At 37.9% G+C, this 21,691-nt stretch carries 27 protein-coding genes; 5 read left to right on the plus strand and 22 right to left on the minus strand.

All coding sequences use genetic code 11. The features are described from left to right. Positions 1 to 53: 53 nt before the first annotated feature. The 3 genes from HMPREF1048_RS07135 to HMPREF1048_RS07145 are packed head-to-tail and all read right to left on the minus strand — an operon-like array spanning position 54 to position 1,423. Positions 54 to 410, minus strand: coding sequence for an arsenate reductase family protein (locus HMPREF1048_RS07135; protein WP_000889092.1), 357 nt, complete (start codon positions 408 to 410; stop codon positions 54 to 56). Between the two features lie 12 nt (positions 411 to 422). Next, complete coding sequence (locus HMPREF1048_RS07140) at positions 423 to 929, minus strand: methylated-DNA--[protein]-cysteine S-methyltransferase (RefSeq protein ID WP_001170336.1); 507 nt, start codon at positions 927 to 929, stop codon at positions 423 to 425. Next, positions 929 to 1,423: a GNAT family N-acetyltransferase gene (locus tag HMPREF1048_RS07145; protein ID WP_000405818.1), complete on the minus strand. Its 495-nt coding sequence runs from the start codon at positions 1,421 to 1,423 to the stop codon at positions 929 to 931. The genes HMPREF1048_RS07140 and HMPREF1048_RS07145 overlap by 1 nt, the downstream gene beginning before the upstream one ends. 133 nt (positions 1,424 to 1,556) lie before the next feature. On the opposite strand from HMPREF1048_RS07145, the gene HMPREF1048_RS07150 reads away from it, so the two are divergent. Together HMPREF1048_RS07150 and trhA are read left to right on the plus strand one after the other, a co-directional pair. After that, positions 1,557 to 2,003: a DUF1836 domain-containing protein gene (locus HMPREF1048_RS07150; protein WP_000858723.1), complete on the plus strand. Its 447-nt coding sequence runs from the start codon at positions 1,557 to 1,559 to the stop codon at positions 2,001 to 2,003. Then, positions 2,000 to 2,647, plus strand: coding sequence for a PAQR family membrane homeostasis protein TrhA (gene trhA / locus HMPREF1048_RS07155; RefSeq protein WP_001097978.1), 648 nt, complete (start codon positions 2,000 to 2,002; stop codon positions 2,645 to 2,647). The genes HMPREF1048_RS07150 and trhA overlap by 4 nt, the downstream gene beginning before the upstream one ends. Before the next feature lie 412 nt (positions 2,648 to 3,059). Here trhA and HMPREF1048_RS07160 read toward each other — a convergent pair whose 3' ends face one another. The 8 genes from HMPREF1048_RS07160 to HMPREF1048_RS07195 all read right to left on the minus strand — a co-directional run bounded on the left by HMPREF1048_RS07160 (position 3,060) and on the right by HMPREF1048_RS07195 (position 11,775). Further along, a complete protein-coding gene (locus tag HMPREF1048_RS07160; RefSeq protein ID WP_001269438.1) occupies positions 3,060 to 3,986 on the minus strand; it encodes an aldo/keto reductase in 927 nt (308 codons plus the stop codon). A gap of 109 nt (positions 3,987 to 4,095) precedes the next feature. Further along, positions 4,096 to 5,127 carry a DNA/RNA non-specific endonuclease gene (locus HMPREF1048_RS07165; protein WP_000737717.1) on the minus strand — a complete coding sequence of 344 codons (1,032 nt, stop codon included), beginning with the start codon at positions 5,125 to 5,127 and terminating at the stop codon, positions 4,096 to 4,098. Positions 5,128 to 5,234: 107 nt separating this feature from the next. Beyond that, complete coding sequence (locus HMPREF1048_RS07170) at positions 5,235 to 6,050, minus strand: DUF1129 domain-containing protein (protein ID WP_000164413.1); 816 nt, start codon at positions 6,048 to 6,050, stop codon at positions 5,235 to 5,237. A gap of 3 nt (positions 6,051 to 6,053) precedes the next feature. Then, positions 6,054 to 6,374, minus strand: a complete 321-nt coding sequence (locus HMPREF1048_RS07175; protein WP_000665422.1) for a PadR family transcriptional regulator — start codon at positions 6,372 to 6,374, stop codon at positions 6,054 to 6,056. 131 nt (positions 6,375 to 6,505) lie between these two features. After that, positions 6,506 to 8,503 (minus strand): methionine--tRNA ligase, encoded by a 1,998-nt coding sequence (gene metG / locus HMPREF1048_RS07180; RefSeq protein WP_001291358.1) that lies wholly within the window; start codon positions 8,501 to 8,503, stop codon positions 6,506 to 6,508. A gap of 123 nt (positions 8,504 to 8,626) precedes the next feature. Further along, positions 8,627 to 9,886 (minus strand): ABC transporter permease, encoded by a 1,260-nt coding sequence (locus tag HMPREF1048_RS07185; RefSeq protein WP_001180406.1) that lies wholly within the window; start codon positions 9,884 to 9,886, stop codon positions 8,627 to 8,629. A 1-nt stretch (position 9,887) separates the two neighbouring features. Further along, entirely contained in the window at positions 9,888 to 10,589 is a 702-nt protein-coding gene (locus HMPREF1048_RS07190) for an ABC transporter ATP-binding protein (protein ID WP_000733789.1), read from the minus strand. Further along, the gene (locus HMPREF1048_RS07195; protein WP_025171925.1) at positions 10,573 to 11,775 is read right to left on the minus strand and encodes an efflux RND transporter periplasmic adaptor subunit; all 1,203 of its coding nucleotides are present in this window, start codon (positions 11,773 to 11,775) and stop codon (positions 10,573 to 10,575) included. The genes HMPREF1048_RS07190 and HMPREF1048_RS07195 overlap by 17 nt, the downstream gene beginning before the upstream one ends. Before the next feature lie 289 nt (positions 11,776 to 12,064). Between HMPREF1048_RS07195 and gor the strand changes: the two genes are divergently transcribed. Then, positions 12,065 to 13,411, plus strand: a complete 1,347-nt coding sequence (gene gor / locus HMPREF1048_RS07200; RefSeq protein WP_001209569.1) for a glutathione-disulfide reductase — start codon at positions 12,065 to 12,067, stop codon at positions 13,409 to 13,411. 165 nt (positions 13,412 to 13,576) lie between these two features. Here the strand turns inward: gor and HMPREF1048_RS07205 are convergent, their stop codons facing one another. The 4 genes from HMPREF1048_RS07205 to HMPREF1048_RS07220 form a co-directional block, all read right to left on the minus strand. Continuing rightward, positions 13,577 to 14,077, minus strand: a complete 501-nt coding sequence (locus tag HMPREF1048_RS07205; RefSeq protein ID WP_000721121.1) for a hypothetical protein — start codon at positions 14,075 to 14,077, stop codon at positions 13,577 to 13,579. Continuing rightward, positions 14,074 to 14,697, minus strand: coding sequence for an ATP-binding cassette domain-containing protein (locus HMPREF1048_RS07210; protein ID WP_000151034.1), 624 nt, complete (start codon positions 14,695 to 14,697; stop codon positions 14,074 to 14,076). The genes HMPREF1048_RS07205 and HMPREF1048_RS07210 overlap by 4 nt, the downstream gene beginning before the upstream one ends. Next, complete coding sequence (locus HMPREF1048_RS07215) at positions 14,694 to 16,676, minus strand: hypothetical protein (RefSeq protein ID WP_000768908.1); 1,983 nt, start codon at positions 16,674 to 16,676, stop codon at positions 14,694 to 14,696. Before HMPREF1048_RS07215 ends, HMPREF1048_RS07210 begins: the two co-directional genes overlap by 4 nt. A 65-nt stretch (positions 16,677 to 16,741) precedes the next feature. Next, positions 16,742 to 17,080, minus strand: coding sequence for a hypothetical protein (locus HMPREF1048_RS07220; RefSeq protein ID WP_000746106.1), 339 nt, complete (start codon positions 17,078 to 17,080; stop codon positions 16,742 to 16,744). A 289-nt stretch (positions 17,081 to 17,369) separates the two neighbouring features. Between HMPREF1048_RS07220 and HMPREF1048_RS07225 the strand changes: the two genes are divergently transcribed. Then, entirely contained in the window at positions 17,370 to 17,906 is a 537-nt protein-coding gene (locus HMPREF1048_RS07225; RefSeq protein WP_000709038.1) for a biotin transporter BioY, read from the plus strand. 53 nt (positions 17,907 to 17,959) lie between these two features. Here the strand turns inward: HMPREF1048_RS07225 and HMPREF1048_RS07230 are convergent, their stop codons facing one another. Further along, a complete protein-coding gene (locus HMPREF1048_RS07230; RefSeq protein ID WP_000807422.1) occupies positions 17,960 to 18,175 on the minus strand; it encodes a YdbC family protein in 216 nt (71 codons plus the stop codon). A gap of 97 nt (positions 18,176 to 18,272) precedes the next feature. Here HMPREF1048_RS07230 and HMPREF1048_RS07235 point away from each other — a divergent pair, with 97 nt between their 5' ends. Next, positions 18,273 to 18,593 carry a hypothetical protein gene (locus tag HMPREF1048_RS07235; RefSeq protein ID WP_001216101.1) on the plus strand — a complete coding sequence of 107 codons (321 nt, stop codon included), beginning with the start codon at positions 18,273 to 18,275 and terminating at the stop codon, positions 18,591 to 18,593. Positions 18,594 to 18,623: 30 nt separating this feature from the next. On the opposite strand, the gene HMPREF1048_RS07240 is transcribed toward HMPREF1048_RS07235, so the two are convergent. From HMPREF1048_RS07240 to rpsP, 6 genes are all read right to left on the minus strand, one after another. Then, a complete protein-coding gene (locus tag HMPREF1048_RS07240) occupies positions 18,624 to 18,962 on the minus strand; it encodes an ATP cone domain-containing protein (RefSeq protein WP_001196041.1) in 339 nt (112 codons plus the stop codon). A gap of 11 nt (positions 18,963 to 18,973) precedes the next feature. After that, a complete protein-coding gene (trmD, locus tag HMPREF1048_RS07245) occupies positions 18,974 to 19,693 on the minus strand; it encodes a tRNA (guanosine(37)-N1)-methyltransferase TrmD (protein ID WP_000686915.1) in 720 nt (239 codons plus the stop codon). Then, the gene (rimM, locus tag HMPREF1048_RS07250) at positions 19,683 to 20,201 is read right to left on the minus strand and encodes a ribosome maturation factor RimM (RefSeq protein WP_001105895.1); all 519 of its coding nucleotides are present in this window, start codon (positions 20,199 to 20,201) and stop codon (positions 19,683 to 19,685) included. The genes trmD and rimM overlap by 11 nt, the downstream gene beginning before the upstream one ends. An 86-nt stretch (positions 20,202 to 20,287) precedes the next feature. Then, positions 20,288 to 20,839: a hypothetical protein gene (locus HMPREF1048_RS07255; protein ID WP_025171926.1), complete on the minus strand. Its 552-nt coding sequence runs from the start codon at positions 20,837 to 20,839 to the stop codon at positions 20,288 to 20,290. 109 nt (positions 20,840 to 20,948) lie between these two features. After that, positions 20,949 to 21,188, minus strand: a complete 240-nt coding sequence (kphA, locus tag HMPREF1048_RS07260; protein WP_000379617.1) for an RNA-binding protein KphA — start codon at positions 21,186 to 21,188, stop codon at positions 20,949 to 20,951. Between the two features lie 19 nt (positions 21,189 to 21,207). Continuing rightward, a complete protein-coding gene (rpsP, locus tag HMPREF1048_RS07265) occupies positions 21,208 to 21,480 on the minus strand; it encodes a 30S ribosomal protein S16 (protein WP_000268760.1) in 273 nt (90 codons plus the stop codon). Between the last annotated feature and the right edge of the window lie 211 nt (positions 21,481 to 21,691).

A 21,691-nucleotide genomic window follows, 5' to 3' on the forward strand; every position in this document is an offset into this window, starting at 1 on the left:
TACTTTGAAACAGGGAGGTTATATATTTTATCTATCAAAGAGATAGATAAAAACTATTTCAGTCCCAATTCTTCATAAGGTTTTCGATAACCGATTTGCTTAACAGTTCCATTTTCTACTAAAATGGGTCGTTTTAACAACATACCATCACTTGCTAGCAACTCAGCCGCTTCTTGGTTTGACAGACTTCCTACCTTATCTTTCAACCCTAATTCACGGTATTTGATCCCACTGGTGTTGAAAAATTGCTTCAACTCGAAACCTGAGGTCTCTAGCCAGTTTAAAATGACTTCTTGGCTAGGTGTTTCTTCGACGATGTGAACAGCTTTGTAGTCCACACCGAGTTGGTTTAATTCTTGTTTTGCTTTTTTACAAGTTGAACATTTTGGGTATTCGATAAATTCTAACATGTGTTTCACTTTCTATATATCTTTAAAATCTGCGCTTTCATGCTCCAAGAGCCAAGCTTTCTTTTCCACTCCTGCAGCATAACCTGTTAGACGCTTGCCAGCTCCTAGCACACGATGACAAGGTACTAGGATAGACCAAGGATTACGTCCTACCGCTCCGCCAATTGCTTGAGCAGAAGCCACTTGCAAATCTTGTGCTATTTGTCCATAGGTCACTGTCTGACCATAAGGAATTTCCTGTAAATAGGACCAAACTCTCTTTTCAAAATCTGTTCCGATTGGAGCCAAGGGCAGGTTGGATAAATCCTGAGACTTTCCTTTAAAGTAAGCATCTAAGCAAGTAATAACTGGGTCTAAAATGGGATGACTAACAACTGCTTCTATCGTCTCATCTCCTAGTCCCCTCTCAAAATACTTCTGCTCCTGCACCCAAATGCCATACAGATAATGGTCATCAGCTACAAGAGAAAGGGAGCCAATTGGTGAAGAGTAGAGCATTTTTGCGTACTTCTTTTGCATTATTTCTTCAATTTTTGATAGGCCAAGCGTTCGCCATCAACTTGAACCTTACCAACCTGTTTAAAACCTAGTTTTTCAAAAATATGCTGCATGGCCTTGTTTGCAACATGCGTATCTGATCGAAAATCTAGATAGTCAAAACCTTCAATCAAGCCCTCTAAGAAGGTTTGAGCCACCCCCTGTCCCTGCACATCTGCTGCCACAGCAATACGGTGAAAGACTAGGTACTCTGACTCCCCAGCTTGCCATTTTCCTTCATAAATGGCTTCATAGGCTGCCTCTGGACTCTTGGTCACAGCTGCATAAGCTAGTAGTTCACCCTCTTCCAAGGCAACATAGGCTTGACCTGAGATAATATCTTCAATAATAATATCAGCATTTGGATAGCCATTTTGCCACTGGTCACTACCAGCATCCGCTAAACATTTTTTAGCATCCTCCATCACCTGCATGATGGCATCTACTTCATCTGGAAAAGCTAAACGAATCTCCATCTTTTCTCCTCATTTCTGACTAGTTTCTCCCATCATAGCATAATTTAAGTCTTTCTACAAGCAGTTAAAACTTGACTTTCTGTTTTTATTATTCTATAATCTAGTTATTAAAACTAGTTAAAAGGAGTTGGAAATGAAAACTACCTTTTCCTACCCAAAATGGGCAGAAATTCCAAACATTGACCTCTATCTGGACCAGGTTTTGCTCTATGTCAATCAGGTCTGCGCCCCTATTTCTCCTGATAAAGACAAGGGCCTGACAGCATCCATGGTCAACAATTATGTCAAACATGGTTACCTGACAAAGCCTGACAAGAAAAAATACCAACGCCAACAAATTGCCCGTTTGATTGCTATCACAACCCTCAAGTCGGTATTCTCTATTCAAGAAATAGCACAGACACTTAATACTCTACAAACTCAAGCAAGTTCAGACCAACTCTACGACGCTTTTGTGGACTACATGAACCAAGGAATTGATCCAGCTAACCCCATTATCCAAACCAGCTGCCAAACCGTTAAACTCTATCATCAAACTCTAGACTTAATCCATCATACTGAAGAGGAGGTAATCCAATGAACACCAGTCTTAAACTCAGCAAACAACTCAGTTTTGGAGAGGAGATTGCTAATAGTGTGACCCATGCTGTGGGTGCAATCATCATGCTCATCTTACTCCCCATTTCATCCACCTATAGTTATGAAGCACACGGATTTTTATCATCTATCGGCGTTTCCATTTTCGTTATTAGTCTCTTTCTCATGTTTCTATCATCCACCATTTACCACTCTATGGCCTATGGTTCGACCCACAAATATGTCTTGCGAATCATTGACCATTCGATGATTTATGTGGCTATCGCAGGCTCATACACGCCCGTCGTCTTGACCTTAATGAATAACTGGTTTGGCTATCTAATTATTGCCATCCAATGGGGAACGACCATCTTTGGTATTCTCTATAAAATCTTTGCTAAAAAGGTCAATGAGAAATTTAGCCTTGCTCTTTACCTGATTATGGGCTGGTTGGTTCTAGCTATCATTCCAGCCATTATCAGTCAAACAACGCCAATTTTCTGGAGTCTCATGGTCACTGGCGGACTCTGTTATACAGTTGGGGCTGGATTTTACGCCAAAAAAAAACCTTATTTCCACATGATTTGGCATCTCTTTATCCTAGCAGCATCTGCCCTCCAGTACATTGCCATTGTTTATTATATGTAAAAATAGGTTAGGAGAAAAAATCCTAACCTATTTTTATTCTCTATGTCTGTTTTATACCCAATCAAAAATGTACTCTAGTCCATTTTATAGTACCTACTAGCGTGCCGTCAATTATGGGATACTACTTCCCTACTAGTACGTAAATCAGAATAGTTATACTAATTCAAACCACGTCAGCGTCGCCTTACCGTATATATGTGACTGACTTCGTCAGTCTTATCTACAGCCTCAAAACAGTGTTTTGAGCAACTTGCGGCTAGCTTCCTAGTTTGCTTTTTGATTTTCATTAAGTATTAAATCATAATCATCCGTTAATGAACCGTACCTAACGAATCAAGACAGACAAATGGTCACATATCAAAAACGTTTTCCAATGTTTTTTTGACTATGATTTCTTTAAATGCATTTTTTCCTAAGGTAAATCATTCCCTGCTGCAAGATAAATTTCATACCATTCTTTTCTTGTTAAGCTAAAGTTTGCCGCTTGGCTAACTTCTCTCAAGTGCTTAGGATTTGTTGTTCCTACCACTGCCTGCATTTTTGCTGGATAACGCAATATCCAAGAAATGGCAATAGTTGAAGAGGTTACTCCATATTTAATAGCTAAACGATCAAGTACTTGATTTAAAGCTTGAAATTTCTCATTTCCAACAAAATTCCCTTTAAAATACCCAAATTGTAAGACAGACCATGCTTGAATGACCACATCGTGTAATTTGCAATATTCAAAAATGCTGCCATCTCGCATAGCTGCTTGACTATCTTCCATATTAACATGAAAACCTGATTCGAATCCTGGAGTAAAAGCCGCACTCAATTGTAACTGATTAACAGCTAACGGCTGCTTGACATCTTTTTTAAGCAACTCCATCATCATAGGATTTTGATTAGAAACTCCAAAATTTCGGACCTTACCTTGTTTATAAAGGAAATCAAAGGCTTCTGCTACTTGCTCAGCTTCCATCAAAGCATCTGGTCGATGAAGAAGCAAGCTGTCCAGATGATCAATCTTCAATCTTTGCAAAATACCGTCTACTGATTTTATAATATAGTCCTTAGAAAAATCAAAATAGGTAAATTCTTCTATGCGAATGCCACATTTGGACTGAATCCACATCTTTTCTCTTAAATCTGGACGATTTTTTAGGACAAGACCTAACAGTTCTTCACAACGACCACGACCATAAATATCAGCCAAGTCAAAAGCATTGATTCCAACAGACAGTGCTGTTTCTACAAGCTCTTCAACTTCTTTTACAGACTTATCTTCTATTCTCATCATTCCGAGAACAATTTCTGATAATTCTTTGTCATCTGGACCAAGAGTTATGTATCTCATCAAATTTTTCTCCTTAAATTTCTAACATTCTTCCCTTCATTATAACAAAAAACCGCTTTGCAACGGCTTTTTGACTGTGATTTATTCTATTCTTCCATCATTTACATGATTACCAAGTTAATCCAGCTGCTTTAATTTCTTTCTTAGAGGCATACTTGCCATTTGGTTTATGCCATCTTCCTCTGGAATCTTTGAAATAACCACCTGAATTTGCTGAATGCGTGTTTGATTCCTGACTCTCTTCCTTTTCTTGTTCTGCTTGACGAGCCTTTTCTTCCTCTTCTTTCGCCTTCTTCTCGGATTCTGCTTTTTCCTCCGCCTCTTTCTTAGCCTTTCCCTCAGCTTCCTTCTTGGCTTTTTCTTTTTCTTCTTTTACTTTTGCGTCTTCAACTAGGTTTTTAGCAGTACCATCCAAATAGTTAATTTCTGCATTAGCCGAAACATTGTCTAAAACGACATGCGTCACAGAATACTTATCCACCTTTTCTTTACTACTCTCCAATTTAATTTCTAAGAGTTTACCATTTTCATCAATCCCTACATATTGCAACCCTATCTGTCTAGGAATAAGCTCATCATTTTGATAAATTGGCGTCACCTTGTAGTCAAGATAGTAGTTTGGATGATTAGCGAGCCATGAATCCAATCGATTTTCATAGTAAAGTATACTACTCTGGTTATGTTCATCCGTTCCAGAATAGTTTCCAGCATTGAGCCAGTTAGTCATAGGAACTAAATTTCGCTTTTCGTCATTCAAACCGCTAAATTGGTAACCAATTAAATGACCTCTACTCATCAACCAAGCTTCTTCCCGGCCATCTCCGTAAAAGAATTTATAGTTGTGCCACCCTACTGGATCATAGGTCAATTTTGAATCTCTTTTCTCAGTTGGCTCATCGCTATCCTTTAGCTGAATATGAGCACCCGTCGCACGATTTTTAGAATCAAGTTCTCCAAGTTCAAGCTGTTTTTCACTTTTAAAAGGCAATAGACCAGCTTCTTTAAACAACTTTTCATCAAACTTAGCTTGTTTTTGTTCCACGTTTGCTTCTGGAACTTTTGCTTCTTCCTTATGACCAGAACAAGCCGCCAAGGTAAAGACTGATAAAAAGGCTAGACTCGCATAAACCAACTTCTTCATATTTAACATCCTTAAGCATTTTTATTCCATTTTACTATAATATATCAAAACAATCAATTGTATTATATATTATTATTGTTAAAAACCGCTTTGCAACGGCTTTTTGACTATATTTCACTCCATTTTATCTTCTTAAACCCACGGAACAGGAGAAAGATACCAATAAAGAGAACAGCTAAAGGAATAACTTTTGTAAGGAAAACATTTGAAATGCCCATCCACTCATAGTAACGAAGCAGAGAACCTACCACAAGATGGGCAATAATCATACTAACAAATGGACGAAAAATCGGTTCTTTCCAATTCCAAATACTGATGACTAGGGAAATCGTAAAGACAGACAAACTATCCCAGGGAGCCGGAAGATAAAAGGCTCCTTCTTGAATGAAATTTGCCATTCCTACATATCCCAGAACAACTAGTAGAACAAGAATCCCAACGACAATATAAGTGCCAATTTTCATCTTAGGAGAATCTTGGACTAGCCCCCAACGTAAGATTGTAGCCACAAGTCCAAATCCAATCAGAAAAATAAGAAGTTGCCCTAAAAACGTGAGCAAATTGACTGTTAAGAGAGGGCCTTTTGAAAAATCACCCAGTAGCTGATAGTAACGTAATATCGCTAGGACAAAAATTGGTGTCAAAAGGGACTCCTTGATAGAACTGCTGGGTGCTTCCTTGAGAATCTCTTTCATTATTTTTTTAGGATTCTTACCTAGATAATCCTCTGCACTCATGCCATCTCGTTCTGCTTCTGAGAAATCTAACATAATCAAATAAATCTGCTCTCTGAGATAGTCCTCATCATAGAGAAATCCAGCAAGATTAAAACTATCCCACAGCTCCTCAAAATACTGCTGATTCTCCTCAGAAAACTCATGCAACAAATTGTTTGTTTCTTCATAATACTTCATTTTTGTCATGGTTTATCCTCCATTCTTAATTCCTTCTACTTTTTGACTCAAATCGTCCCATTGTTGCCAAAAGACCGAGACACGCTCTTCTCCTTCTTTGGTTAACGAAAAATACTTCCGATCTGGACCATCTGGCGACGGGCGCATGTCGCCTCTTATCCATTGATTTTTTTCTAACTTTTGCAACAAAGGATAAATAGTTCCTGGAACGATAGTGTCAAATCCAGCCTCTCGCAAAGTTTGAACCAACTCATAACCGTATCGCTCTTTTTGACCAATCATATCCAAGACACAACCTTCAAGAACACCTTTTAATAGTTGAGTTTCCTTCATCCCTTCCCCCTTCTATCTATTTTGTAATGCCTACTAGTAGCTTCATCTATAATATACCACTTCCACACTAGTTTGTAAAGCATAATAGTTAAATAAAAAACAGAACTAGCACGAACTAGTCCTGTCTACTTTTACCCAATCACACTTCCGTTTGGTACAGCTGGATCAACTGTGAGAAGGGTTAATTTTCCATCATGTTCAGCTGATAGGATCATCCCTTGGCTGACATATTTCTTCATCATCTTACGAGGTTTGAGGTTGGCAACGATTTGGACTTTCTTGCCGACCAATTCTTGTTCATTTGGATAGTATTTTGCAATTCCTGAAAGAATTTGACGATCTTCTCCATCACCAGCATCCAAGCGGAATTGGAGCAACTTATCAGAACCTTCTACTTTAGAAACTTCTTTGACTTCTGCGACACGGATTTCAACCTTATCGAAGTCTTCAAACTTGATTTCATCCTTGTTTAGTTTGAGTTCAACTTCATCTGGATTCCATTCTTTTTCGACAGCTGGTTTGTTACCTTCCATTTGTTCTTTGATATAGGAGATTTCTTCTTCCATATCCAGACGTGGGAAGATTGGTGTTCCCTTAGCAACTACAGTTACACCTGCAGGGAAATCAGCCAAGTTCAAGTTTTCAAGGCTAGAAACTTCTGCTAGACCCAGTTGAGTCAAGACTGCACGACTGGTTTCCATCATAAACGGTTCAATCAAGTGTGCTACAACACGAAGGCTGGCTGCCAAGTGACTCATGACACTTGCCAATTGGTCACGGAGTGCTTCATCCTTAGCCAAGACCCATGGAGCTGTCTCGTCTATGTATTTGTTAGTACGTGAGATGAGGGTCCAGACTGCTTCAAGCGCACGAGGGTAGTCAACTGCTTCCATATGTGTATGGTAGTCAGCGATTGATTGTTCTGCAATGTCAGCAAGGACATTGTCAAATTCAGTCACACCTTCTACATATGCAGGGACTTGACCATCAAAATATTTGTTAATCATGGAAACCGTACGGTTGAGAAGGTTTCCAAGGTCATTAGCCAATTCATAGTTGATACGGCCTACATAGTCCTCTGGTGTGAAGGTTCCGTCTGAACCAACTGGAAGGCTACGCATGAGGTAGTAACGAAGTGGATCTAGTCCATAACGCTCTACCAACATTTCAGGGTAAACGACATTCCCTTTAGACTTAGACATCTTACCGTCTTTCATGACGAACCAACCATGAGCAATCAAACGATCTGGCAATTTGATATCCAACATCATAAGAAGGATTGGCCAATAGATTGAGTGGAAACGAAGGATGTCTTTTCCTACCATGTGGAAAACTGTTCCATTCCAGAACTTGTCAAAGTTACCATGTTCATCTTGACCGTAGCCAAGAGCTGTCGCATAGTTAAGAAGGGCATCAATCCAAACGTAGACAACGTGTTTTGGATTTGATAGGACTGGTACTCCCCATGTAAAGGTTGTACGAGAAACTGCCAAATCTTCCAAACCTGGTTCGATGAAGTTGCGAAGCATTTCATTCAGACGACCATCTGGAGTGATAAATTCAGGATGGGACTTGAAAAATTCCACCAAACGATCTTGGTATTTGCTGAGACGAAGGAAGTATGATTCTTCAGAAACCCATTCTACTTCGTGACCTGATGGAGCAATACCCCCAGTTACATTTCCAGCTTCGTCATGGAAAACTTCCGCAAGCTGGCTTTCTGTAAAGAATTCCTCATCTGAGACTGAGTACCAACCAGAATATTCACCCAAATAGATATCATCTTGAGCAAGCAGGCGCTCAAAGACTTGAGCTACTACTTTTTCATGGTAGTCATCCGTTGTACGGATGAATTTATCGTATGAGATATCGAGTAATTGCCAGAGTTCTTTAACACCAACTGCCATTCCGTCAACATAGGCTTGAGGGGTGATTCCAGCTTCTTCAGCTTTTTGCTGGATTTTCTGACCATGTTCATCAAGACCTGTCAGATAAAAGACATCGTAGCCCATCAAGCGTTTGTAACGTGCTAGGACATCACAGGCGATGGTTGTGTAGGCAGATCCGATATGAAGTTTTCCAGATGGATAGTATATCGGCGTTGTAATATAAAAATTCTTTTCAGACATAATTTTTCCTTTCCAGGCAAATGAAACCTGTTTTTCTAACACTTCATTATATCACATTTTGAAGGATTTTCGATAGAGAAATCCATACAAAAACAAGATAGACGAGTGTCCATCTTGTTTATTCTATTCATAACGAAGGGCTTCAATTGGATCAAGTTTCGATGCCTTGTTGGCTGGCAAGACTCCAAAAATCATACCCACGCTAGCCGAAACTGCAAGACTAAATAGGGCAACTGGAATTGATACTCCTACTTCTATACCCGCAATCAATCCTTGCAAGAGTATACCAGCTATAGCGGTTAAGCCTGTCGCAATGGTTAAACCAATGACTCCACCAAGCAAGGTCAATATCATAGATTCAATCAAAAACTGAATTAAAATATTGGCACGCGTTGCACCCAAAGCCTTACGGAGACCAATCTCACGCGTACGCTCCGTCACCGAAACCAGCATGATGTTCATAACACCAGTCCCTCCAACAAAAAGTGAAATTCCTGCAATGGCACTAATAATCGTAGTTATAAAACCGAACATTTGTTGTACTTCTTGGAAGGCAGCAGTCGCATCTGACACCTGATACTCCCCTTGCTGAAGACCAGCAATCTCGGTCAATTTTCTAGCTAATTCTGGTCCCACTGTTGGTGTCAAACTGGTATCATTGACACGGAAGACAATATCAGAAATTTCATCCGTATTAAAGTTATTGGCAAGAGAAATATTAGTCGTAATTGGAAGTCCACCAATACCAAAAGTCTTGGCAGTCTTGGCCTCATCGCTGGTATAGACACCAATGACACGATAGCTAAAGCCACCAACATCTATAACCTGGTTAACAGCTTCTTGAGCAGATCCAAACAGGCTATTAGCAAGTTCTTGGTCTAGCAAAATGACACTGGCCACATCTTTATAATCCTGAGCTATGAGACTGCGGCCTGCAACAATTTCATTTTCAACTGCCTTCATGTAGGTAATATTCCCACCTGTCAAGCTAGCGCGCTCCACTTTTTTATCTTTATAAGACAGGGTGGTATTCGTTGAGTTGGTTACATAGTAACTGTCCACACCCTTAAGTTTTGCTGCCTCCTTGACCCAGGATTCTTGCGGTTTTGGTGGTTCAACAGGAACATCCTCTTCTTTACCAGATACTGTCAAAGCTGATTGCTTTTGGGTAAAAGAACCATCTTTACTTTTGATAGGCGAGAAAAAGACATGGATATTCTTCTGTGACTTGGTCATATTTTTATTAACCTGACGAGACATAGAATCTCCTAGAGCCATAATCACAACAACTGATGAAACACCGATGATGATTCCAATCATAGTGAGAAAAGAGCGCATCTTATGGGCCATGATAGATGAAAAGGCGAATTTTAGATTCTGCATCTTAGTTTTCCTCCTTTTCTAACTGAGCACTATCAGATGAAATAACTCCATCTCGAATGACAATCTGACGTTTGGCATAAGCAGCGATCTCAGGCTCATGCGTTACCATGATAATGGTTTTTCCTTCTTTGTTCAAGTCAACCAATAGTTGCATAATTTGATTCCCTGTTTTGGTATCCAAGGCTCCTGTCGGTTCGTCCGCTAGAATAATAGAAGGATTATTTACCAAGGCACGCGCAATAGCCACACGTTGCTTTTGACCACCAGATAATTCCGAAGGCAAATGATGACTACGTTCTGTCAATTCAACCTTATCTAGATATTCCTCAGCTAACTTGCGACGTTTTGAAGCCGAAACTCCCGCATAAATCAAGGGCAATTCTACGTTTTGCAGAGCATTGAGTTTAGATAGAAGAAAGAACTGTTGAAAGACAAATCCGATTTGTTGGTTGCGGACCTTGGCTAGTTGTTTTTCACCTAGTCCAGCCACTTCTTGACCTTCAAGATAATACTCTCCACTGGTTGGTGTATCCAACATGCCAATCGTGTTCATCAGGGTTGACTTACCTGAACCGGATGGTCCCATGATGGCAACAAATTCACCCTCATTCACTTCTAGGTTGATATTTTTGAGAACCTGCAGTTCTTGGTCACCATTACGGTAGCTTCTGCAGATATTTTTTAAACTAATTAGTTTCTTCATCAGCCTTCACCTCTTTTCCTTCCTCTAGAGAAGACGTTGGGTTACTGATGACCTTGACTCCATTTGTCAGACCTGAAGTGATTTCTTGGTTGTCTGCATCAGCATTACCCAAACCAACTTCCACTTTTTTGGCCTTTTTCTGCTCGTCAAGCACCCAGACATAGTTCTTATCATTTTCAGTCACAATACTTGTTAGAGGAACCAAAATAGCTTTAGTCTTGTTCTTCACCTCAACACTTACTGAGAATCCTTGTTTTAAATCACCGATTTCACTTGTAACATCAATGGTATATGGATATTTAGAACCAGAATTACCACCTGCTGCGGCAGTAGCTGCACTTGCTGCTTCACCATTGTTTTTAGGGTAGTCAGAAATGTAGCTAATCTTACCAGTCCAGCTCTTATCTTGGTAAACTTTAGAAGTAAAGGTTACTTCTTGTCCTACAGAGAGGTTGGCAAGGTTATATTCAGATAGTTCCCCCTTAACTTGCAAGTTTTCATTGCTAACGACATGAACTACCACCTGGCTAGCTCCAGTTGGAGATTTAGAAACATTACGGTTGACTTCGACCACAGTTCCCTCTAAGGTACTGAGAACCGTCATTGCATCCAACTGACTTTGAGCCTTGCTTAATTGCGCTGCTGCATCTGCACGAGCATCACGAGCATCACCTAATTGTGCATAAATAGATGACACTGAATTTCCTGAGACTGGAGCTGGAGTTTGGGCTGCAGCTCCTTCGCCTCCTGCTGGTACTGGTAACTGGGGAGCTGAAGCAGCTTCATTTCGTGCTTGATTGAGTTCATTGATATGACGGTCTGCCTTAGCAACTGCTCGACTCGCTGAATCATAGGCCGCCTGGGCTTCTGAACTACTGTACTTGACTAAAGCCTGCCCTTCACTGACTTTATCACCCACAGAAACAAGGATTTCATCTAAATCTCCCTTACTAGCATCAAAATAAACATATTGTTCATTTTTTGCTGTTACTGTCCCTGACAATAAAACAGAGGATGCCACGCTTCCTTCCTTGGCAACAACAAGATGAGTAGCCTCATCTTTCACAGCAGTCTGAGAAGGTTGTCTAAAGAGTAAAATCCCCCCAGCACCCAATACAACTACACTTGCAGCACCGATTGCTGCATACAATTGCCACTTTTTAGCTTTACCATTCTTTTTCATAATGAAACTCCTTTTTGATTTAAAGTTCTTAACAATATTATACAAAAATTATCAATTTGAAACAATAACATTTCAGAACGAAATAATGACATTTCAGGATTTAATTATTGTTCGGAATTTATTTTACAATCGTTGTACTAGTTATATAATACACTTTATTTTTCTTTTTTGCAAGCCTTTTCTTTAATTTTTTTGAACGTAGCAGATTTTTGCAATCACATCAAAAAAAAGATAGAATATGACTATCAAAAAATGACACTCTACTATTTAAAAGAGTATAAAGGAGTTTTCAATGAGAGAATATGATATCATTGCTATCGGTGGAGGTAGCGGAGGAATTGCTACCATGAACCGTGCTGGTGAACACGGAGCCAAAGCGGCCGTTATTGAGGAAAAGAAACTAGGTGGAACCTGTGTCAATGTCGGTTGTGTTCCTAAGAAAATCATGTGGTACGGGGCGCAAATCGCTGAGACTTTCCATCAATTTGGAGAAGACTACGGCTTTAAGACTACTGATCTTAACTTTGACTTTGCTACCCTACGTCGTAATCGTGAAGCCTACATCGATCGCGCTCGTTCTTCTTATGATGGCAGTTTTAAACGCAACGGTGTAGACTTGATTGAAGGTCATGCTGAATTTGTAGATTCTCATACTGTTAGCGTAAATGGTGAACTGATTCGTGCTAAACATATTGTGATTGCTACTGGTGCCCATCCAAGTATTCCAGACGTTCCTGGTGCTGAACTAGGTGGCTCTTCTGATGATGTATTTGCCTGGGAAGAACTTCCAGAGTCAGTTGCCATTCTAGGCGCTGGTTATATCGCCGTTGAATTGGCTGGCGTGCTCCACACTTTTGGTGTTAAGACAGACCTCTTTGTTCGCCGCGATCGTCCTTTACGTGGTTTTGATTCTTACATCGTTGAAGGTCTGGTCAAGGAAATGGAAAGAACAAACTTGCCACTTCATACTCACAAAGTCCCTGTCAAGTTAGAAAAAACTGCTGAAGGCATTACCATTCATTTCGAAGATGGTACTAGTCACACAGCTAGCCAAGTTATCTGGGCTACTGGTCGCCGTCCAAACGTTAAGAGCTTGCAACTTGAAAAAGCTGGAGTCACTCTGAACGAACGTGGCTTTATCCAAGTGGATGAATACCAAAATACTGTTGTTGAGGGAATCTATGCTCTAGGTGATGTAACAGGCGAAAAAGAACTGACTCCAGTTGCTATCAAGGCTGGACGTACCCTATCTGAACGTCTCTTTAACGGAAAAACAACTGCAAAAATGGACTACTCAACTATTCCAACTGTTGTCTTTTCACACCCTGCTATCGGAACTGTTGGTTTGACAGAAGAACAAGCCATTAAAGAATACGGTCAAGACCAAATCAAGGTTTACAAATCAAGCTTTACGTCTATGTACTCTGCTTGCACTTGCAACCGTCAAGAAACTCGTTTCAAATTGATCACAGCTGGTTCAGAAGAAAAAGTTGTCGGACTTCATGGAATTGGCTACGGCGTTGATGAAATGATTCAAGGATTTGCCGTTGCTATCAAAATGGGAGCAACCAAGGCTGACTTTGACGCAACTGTGGCGATTCACCCAACTGCATCTGAAGAATTTGTAACTATGCGTTAATCGAAATAAAAGAAGCAGAGCAAAAAACACTTCTAAATATCAAAAAGCGAGTATTTCCGTAGTTGGAGATACTCGTTTTCTTATGTTTTATTTTATAGTATGTTGAAATAAGATATGCAAAAATCAATTAACAAACCATAGCAAAATACAAGGATTATAATACAATCATTTATTCTTTTCTTTAAAAGATTCATATATTTTTTTATATAACTCTTTGATATCTTTTTTCTGAGAATTCAACTCTTCTTTACCATAGTCAAAATTTGCTACTACAAATCCCTCGTCAGCATCAGAAAAAGTAAAAAACTCTATTTCAATTAGTTTATTATGCTTAGAGTCCTCTATAGTGTCTCCTAAACCATTATTGAATTTCTTCACTTCTTCTTCACGAACTCCGAACCCAAAAGCAGCACCATTTGCAATAAGGTTTGAAAATACTTCTTCTGAAGACTCTACTTCTTTCACAGTTATGAAGTATATAGCCTCTTCCGTTTCTACTTGTCTCACTTTATTCCATTTTTCTGTATCACTAGAAGAAAGCGTATAGACTGTTAACTCCACCGTTGGTTTAATGGTATTTTCTTTTGTAATCATTTGTTTTCCAAAAAAGAAGAAGGCAAGTAACCCAGCTACAAAGATCAAAGCAATATAAATTATCTTTTTCATACATTATACCCTATATCTTTCATGTCAATTATCACATCAACTTCGTTATAGACAGCTGGATCATGCGTCGCTATTATAACATATTTGTCTTCATCTTTTTCATTTAATAACAAACGAATGATTTCTTTTCCAATCTCACCATCTAAAGCTCCTGTGGGCTCATCTGCTAAAATAATTTTACGTGGTTTCATTAACATTCTGGCAATAGCTACACGTTGAGCCTGCCCACCAGACAATTCGTATATTTTTTGATGTAAATAGTCACTTGACAGTCCTACTTTTTCAAGTACGTCAGTTATTGTTTTTTTGTCTTTAGTGATAAGGCTCAGATTATCATATACTGTTTTGTTATCTATTAAAGAATAATTCTGAAATACATATCCAACAGTATTTTTAAAAAAAGTTCTTTCTTTTATCTTCCAAATATCTTGTTTATCAACTAAAACATTCCCACTGTCAATTTTTTCTAATCTTCCTATAATGTTAAGAAGGGTGCTTTTACCAGAGCCAGAACCTCCAATCAATGCATAACTTTTTCCAGATTCAAATTTTAAATTTAAGTCTGTAAAGATCTTTTTTGAGCCGAAACTTTTTGAAACGTTCAAAAGGTCAATTGTCATGTTTCATCTCCTTTTAAAATTTTAGTATAGCTTTCAGATAATTTTCTAAAACTCATGATTATTGACAACATCAAAACGAGCAGAGAAGCGAGACCAATATATAGCAACTCTATTTGACCTGTCATAAGAAATGTAAATAGGATAACTATTGTAATAGTCATCATAAAATACTTGAGACTTGAAATTGCTATATATGTTTTTGACAGACCCAAAATAATTTTTTTCACATATTCATTCTGTTTTAGGGCAATATAAAGTTGGACATATTGATAAATGAGTATAAAGACAATACTGTAAATTATCTTCTGCAAAATTTGTGAAAGTAGAATTTGGTGCTCTAAGGACTGGATCTTTAATTTCACAATTTGGTAAACATCTACTGGATTCATTGAAAAATTCAACTGGCTAGCCATTTCATTTATTTTCTTTACCGCCTCAGGACTAAAAAGAGACTTATATGTTATATTACTAGCCAAAGAAAACTTATTATTTTCCATCATTTTGTCCGTATCTAACACAACAACAATGTTATCTTTACTATCTGCTACACTTGCGATTGGTAAAAACTCTTTCATTTTATGATTATCATCAGCATCTTCATTAAAATAAAAAATTTTTTTCCCATCAGGAATTATTTGTACTGCAATTTCTTCTTTTGTATAGTTTGTTCCAATAAATTGTTCTGCTACAACTGTATTTTCAATAGATTTCTGATTTTCTTTCCATTTCTCAGGAATATAGATGGTTGCTATCTTATTATCTAAAAGATGATAGTTTGTTCCATTCACTTTATTTTGTAGGTTAGCACCTGTTTGATTGATATAAATCAACTCTTTATTTATTTCTGGATTCGTTATTCCGTCATTTTCTAATTGTTTAGAAAAATTTTCCATAACATGTGAAGTTTTCATGAAATCTGGAACATATGCTGAGGATCGATCTATATATAAATAATCTAAGTTTTTTAAGGAAGCAGCTATCTGTAGATACTGACCATCCGAATCATTAACTTCTCCATTTTTAGTAGAGTTACTTTCAATTCCAAGGAACTCAATCCTTCTCCAGTCTTTTACTGTGTCCCATGGTACTAAATTCTGTATCTGAATGTTAATACTGGATTGACTACTCTTTGTTTCTTGTAAAAAAACTCCTGAGATAAGGATAATAATCGAAATAATGGCAAGCCATACGACAAAAATAAGTTTATTTTTCGCCTTGTTTTTAATAATTTCAATAGGCTTTTCAACCTGAATCGTCAACCAAAATAAAACAAAGGTGATGAGATCAATGATTTGAAATAGTATAAAATTCGTTAAAATCAGAGAGAAAAATAACTTAGAACTATAGGTGAAGAAACCATTTCCCAAAAAAGAACTGTAAGAAATCATCAATAAAGCCATCATAATCAGTTCAAAAATAAGAGAAATACCATAATCTCTTCTTAGATCGTATACAGGCAATCCCAAAGAACGTCGTATCACTCCTTCTTTAATCTGCTTCGTTCTAACAACAAATAACACAACTAATAAAGTTAAGTAAATTGAACCCATTAACAGTATTCTTAAAGTTCCAGTAAATTGTAAGATTCCTCCTATATACCAAGGATAAGCCATATATACTGTTTGCAACCCCGTCATCGTAAGTGGTTTCAAACTATCTATATCCATTTTCCCAAGGGTGTAATACATCCCTATTATTGGTGTTGACTTTAATTGTTCATTATTTACATCATCAAAATTTACATACCTCAACTGACCCGAACTCTGAACGATGGGCTTGTAAATGGTAACCTTTTCCGATTTTGATAAATCACGAACCATTTCGTATATTTCGTTATTTGAAAGATTGCTTTTTCCTTGAATAGAAAAAGCACCATCAATTGGTAAAGGTATGGGCATTTCTGTATCGCTAATAGTGACCCAACCAATTGCAGCAATCAAACAGAAGAAGAATCCAATGATACATAATTTTAATTTCATAAGCAATTACCATATTACAAGAGACCCTATTTTATAATTGGGTCTCTTGTTTTCATAAATTATTTTTAAAATCTATAATAATCCCAATATGCATTTAATCGAACATCGCTCCAAGATTTTGTAGCACTTGAATATGCCCATCCATAATCTTGTTTATCCTGAGCTTTAACTGTTCCCCAAAAATTCGTTACTGAAGATTTTGAACCAATATTATCTGGAGAACTAACAAAGTAATTCGAATAACCAGAGTTATCATTTACACCATATTCCCATACATCAATAATGGGACTTGGAGCAGGGTGTGCTGTAGTTGCACTAACAATACTAGCTACAGTAGCAAAGCTAAAACTTAAAACACTTGCGACTAGAAAAACAGATGCTTTCTTGTTAATTCTTTTTTTCATTTTACCCCTCCTTTTAAAATTGAACACACATAAATGTATCCGTTTATATTTATTAATGTAGCACTTATTTTTTAGTTTGTCAAGTATTTATAGTATATTTTTTATGTATAAAATGGGATTATCTATATATAAAACTGATTTACAAATCGATAAAAAACAATTATCAAATTTCTCTTGTCAATCAAATCGGCCGTTACAGTTTTTTGTTACCCATGTTACTTAAACAGGTTGACAATAATATTAATTTAAGTATAATAGTTACTATACATTAGAAAAGAGGTTAACTATTTTGAAAAAAGCTCACGTTTATGCTATCCCTGCTATTGGGGCTGCTCTCATTGCTGTTTTGGCACAAATCAGTCTTCCAATTGGACCTGTGCCCTTCACTCTGCAAAACTTTGCGATCGGCTTGATTGCTACTGTCTTTAGACCGAGAGAGGCTGTACTTTCTATTGGACTCTATCTTCTTCTAGGTGCTATCGGTCTTCCTGTCTTTGCAGGAGGTGGAGCTGGATTTCATGCTTTGATTGGTCCTACTGCAGGCTATCTTTGGTTTTATCTTGTTTATTCTGGACTTACCTCTTCTCTAACTAACAGTGATAGTGGTTTTGTCAGAATTTTTCTAGCAAATCTCTTGGGAGATACACTTGTCTTTGTTGGTGGAATCATTGGATTGCATTTCCTAGCTGGAATGCCATTTGAAAAAGCTCTTGTTGTGGGTGTTTTTCCCTTTATCATTCCAGACCTTGGTAAACTTCTGGCTATTAGTTTGATTAGCCGTCCATTACTTCAACGCCTTAAAAATCAGGCTTACTTTGCTAACTAAAAAGGGATATCGAGTTGTCATAACTCAATATCCTTTTCTTTCATTTTGACTACTTAATTGCCTTTAAAAGCATCCACCATCGTTTGAAATTCTTCATTTGAGAGAGTAATCCCTTTGCCCATTTTAGTATGATCTGGACTCCAAGCACGAATATCAAACTTTGCAGGGGCACCATTAAAGCTCACACGGTTGATTTCCTTAGTCCAACCTTTTTCGTTTTCAGAAAGAGTCAACAAGTGCTCTTCGATTTCAAATGTAAATTCTGCCATTTTCTTCTCCTTTTTAGCTTTCATTTGATTATTCGAAAAATCTTGTAGATTTTAGGAAAATTTTATATAATATTGATATAAAAGAAGGGAGGCCACTATGAGACATAAATTCCAGCAAGTTCTAGATAAAATACATGACTTTTTAAATGGACATGAAGAACCTGACCAGACTGAAAATAACTCCCTTACCGCTACTATTGAAGAGGCTATCCAGAAACAAACTGCTGTTCACCTTATCTTGTCTGAGACAAGCTTTACAGGTGACATCATCAAATACGATCAGCAACGCCAGCAAATTATCGTGAAAAATTTTGCCAAAAATGTGACCCGTATTATCCGTATAAGCGATATTCAACGCCTGCGATTTGTCCCTTCAACCGTCCAAACAGCCCAAAAAAATAGATTTAAGAAAGAGTGAGATGTAGTTGCTTCATCCCACTCTTTTTTCTTAGCGAACTTGTTCAAAATGCAAATGAACCGCAATATGATCTCCATAACCACTTCTTTCCAAGTCACGTTGTAGACGATAGGAAATGTAGTGTTCAGCAATGGTAATGTAACCTGCACCCAATAAACGATGCTCAACCATAGACTGAATCATGCTGATGGTCGCACGTTCCACCTTGGCTTCTTCCAAATCCAAAACCACTTTCTTAGTGACTTGTGCAAGGTTTTGGCGCAAATCATCTGTTAATACATAGACAGTCTGGGCTGCTTTTAAGATAGCTTGGTAAATCTTATCTGGATTAAATTCAGCAATTTCTCCATCACGTTTGATTACTTGCATAGGTATCTCCTTTATTCTTTGTTTTCTTTAATTTCTGCCAGCATTTTTTCTTCTTCTGCTGTCAGTTGATAATGTTCAAGCAAATCCGGTCTGCGTTCATAGGTTTTCTTTAAACTCTCATACAGGCGCCACTGACGAATCTTTTCATGGTGTCCACTCATCAGTACATCTGGCACGACCATCCCTCGATAATCATAAGGGCGTGTGTACTGAGGGTATTCGAGAAGGCCTGAAGAAAAACTATCATCTTGGTGGCTAGACTCCTTGCCAATCACTTCTGGAATCAGGCGAACCGTCGCATCAATCATGGTCATGGCTGCCAATTCTCCACCAGTCAGGACATAGTCCCCCAGGGAAATCTCATCTGTCACCAAGGTCTTAATACGCTCATCATACCCTTCGTAGTGACCGCAGATAAAGATCAGTTCCTCTTCTTGAGCCAAATCCTCAGCATAAGCCTGATCAAACTGCTTGCCAGCTGGGTCTAGGAGAATGACGCGCGGATTTTTCTTTTCAATAGCATCAAAGGCATCGAAAATGGGTTGGGCTCGGAGCAACATCCCCTGACCGCCTCCGTAGGGCTCATCGTCGACGTGACGGGCCTTTTCAGCATTTTCTCGAAAATTATGATACTGGATATCTAAGAGACCTTTTTCACGTGCCTTTCCAACGATTGAGTGCTCCAGTGGAGAAAACATCTCTGGAAAGAGGGTTAAAATATCAATCTTCATCGTCTAACCCTTCTAAGATTTCCACATCGACGCGGTTATTTGGAATATCAACATTGAGAACTACTGGTGGGATATAAGGCAATAACAAATCACGCTTGCCTTTTCGCTTGACCACCCAGACATCGTTGGCACCTGGTTGCAGGATTTCCTTGATGGTTCCAATCAAGTTATCACCCTCATAGACTTCTAAACCGATAATCTCGTGATAATAAAATTCACCATCGTCTAGGTCATTCAAATCTCCCTCAGCAACCTTGAGACTGTAACCCTTGTACTTTTCAATAGCATTGATATGGTACATGTCTTTAAATTTGATAATATCAAAGTTCTTCTGTTTACGGTGGCTAGCGATGGTCACCGTTTGGACAAACTGATCTTTTTCATCAAACAAAGCAAGCTCAGCCCCTTTTTTAAACCGTTCTTCTGCAAAATCCGTCACAGACAAGACTCGCATCTCACCCTGCAACCCCTGCGTATTGACGATTTTCCCAACATTAAAGTAGTTCATCTTGTCTCCTGTAGTCTATTTCTATCCTTTATTTTATCACGTTCCAAGGATTTTCACAAGTTAGAGGAAGATACATAGAGGGGTCGCTATAGTCCAAAAAGTGCTAATAGTTTCCTCTTTAATGTTAATTTATATTTGAAAGATGAGATATTCACATTCCCATTATACGTATTACTATAAAATGTATACTCGCCAATTTCACCCTGACTTGTTTTCCATTTCATTCTTAAACTAGGCATATTCTCTGGTAAATTTGTATGAATCAATAAGCATGTATAATTCTTTAAATTTTTAACTGTATGCAGTTTATCATTATCAACTAAACGATTACTTTTGGAATCATAGATTAAAGAATAAAATTCTATAATTTCAATATCAACTTCCTTTGGATAAAAAATCAAATGGTTATAATGTTTATCATTTTCATCATGTTTAAACTCATATATATGATGAAATCTCGTATGTAAGGAATCAAATTCGATTGGTTTAATTACCTGAATTTCGATATTATTGATATAGGCCTTATTCTGAAAACTAATTTTTAAAATTACACCTATAAAAGTCGAAATCTGTAAAATTCGCAATAACCAATCAATGTACATTGCCCAATCTATGTTTAAAATACAATCAATGTTCATTCTTTTCCAGTCCCCCTTTAAAAAGCCTTCCAAATCACGTTCATGTTGGTACTTAATGGCTGCAATTTTACACTTCTCGCAAAAAAGCGAGACATTCGTCCCGCCCTTCTTATTTTTCATCAATAACGATTCTTACTTTTTTGTCTTCAGTTGGGACAGAGTAGACAATCGTTCTTATCGCAGAAATAGTGCGACCCTTACGACCGATTACACGACCCACATCGCTTTGATCAAGATCCAAATGATATTCCAAAAATTCTGGTGTATCTTCAATCTTGATAGTTAAGGCATCTGGTTGTGAAATCAAGGGTTTCACAATCGCAATAATGAGATTTTCAATCGTATCCATCTGTCAACCTACTTTAAACTTATTTTGAGAATTTAGAATCGTGGAATTTCTTCAATACACCTTCTTTTGAAAGGATGTTACGTACTGTATCTGAAGGTTGAGCTCCATCAGCCAACCATGCAAGAACGCGGTCTTCTTTCAAAGTTACTTGGTTTTCAGCAACAAGTGGGTTGTAAGTTCCAACTGTTTCGATGAAACGTCCGTCACGTGGTGAACGTGAATCTGCTACGTTGATACGGTAGAAAGGTTTTTTCTTAGAACCCATACGAGTCAAACGGATTTTAACTGCCATTTTTAAAGTCTCTTTTCTTATTTTTTATTTCGGTGAAATAGCTGAGCTATTTAGCACATGTTCTATTATAGCAGATTTCTGACAGGTGTCAAGAAAAAAACTTGACAGACTATAAAATTCTTAAACTATTTAGAAATTTGTTAAAAGTAGGAAATAAATGTTTGAAAGAGGCTATCCGTGAATACTATTTTATACTCAATGAAAATCAAAG

The sequence above is a fragment of the Streptococcus mitis SK575 genome, assembly GCF_000257865.1.
Taxonomy (GTDB): Bacteria; Bacillota; Bacilli; order Lactobacillales; family Streptococcaceae; genus Streptococcus; species Streptococcus mitis_CQ.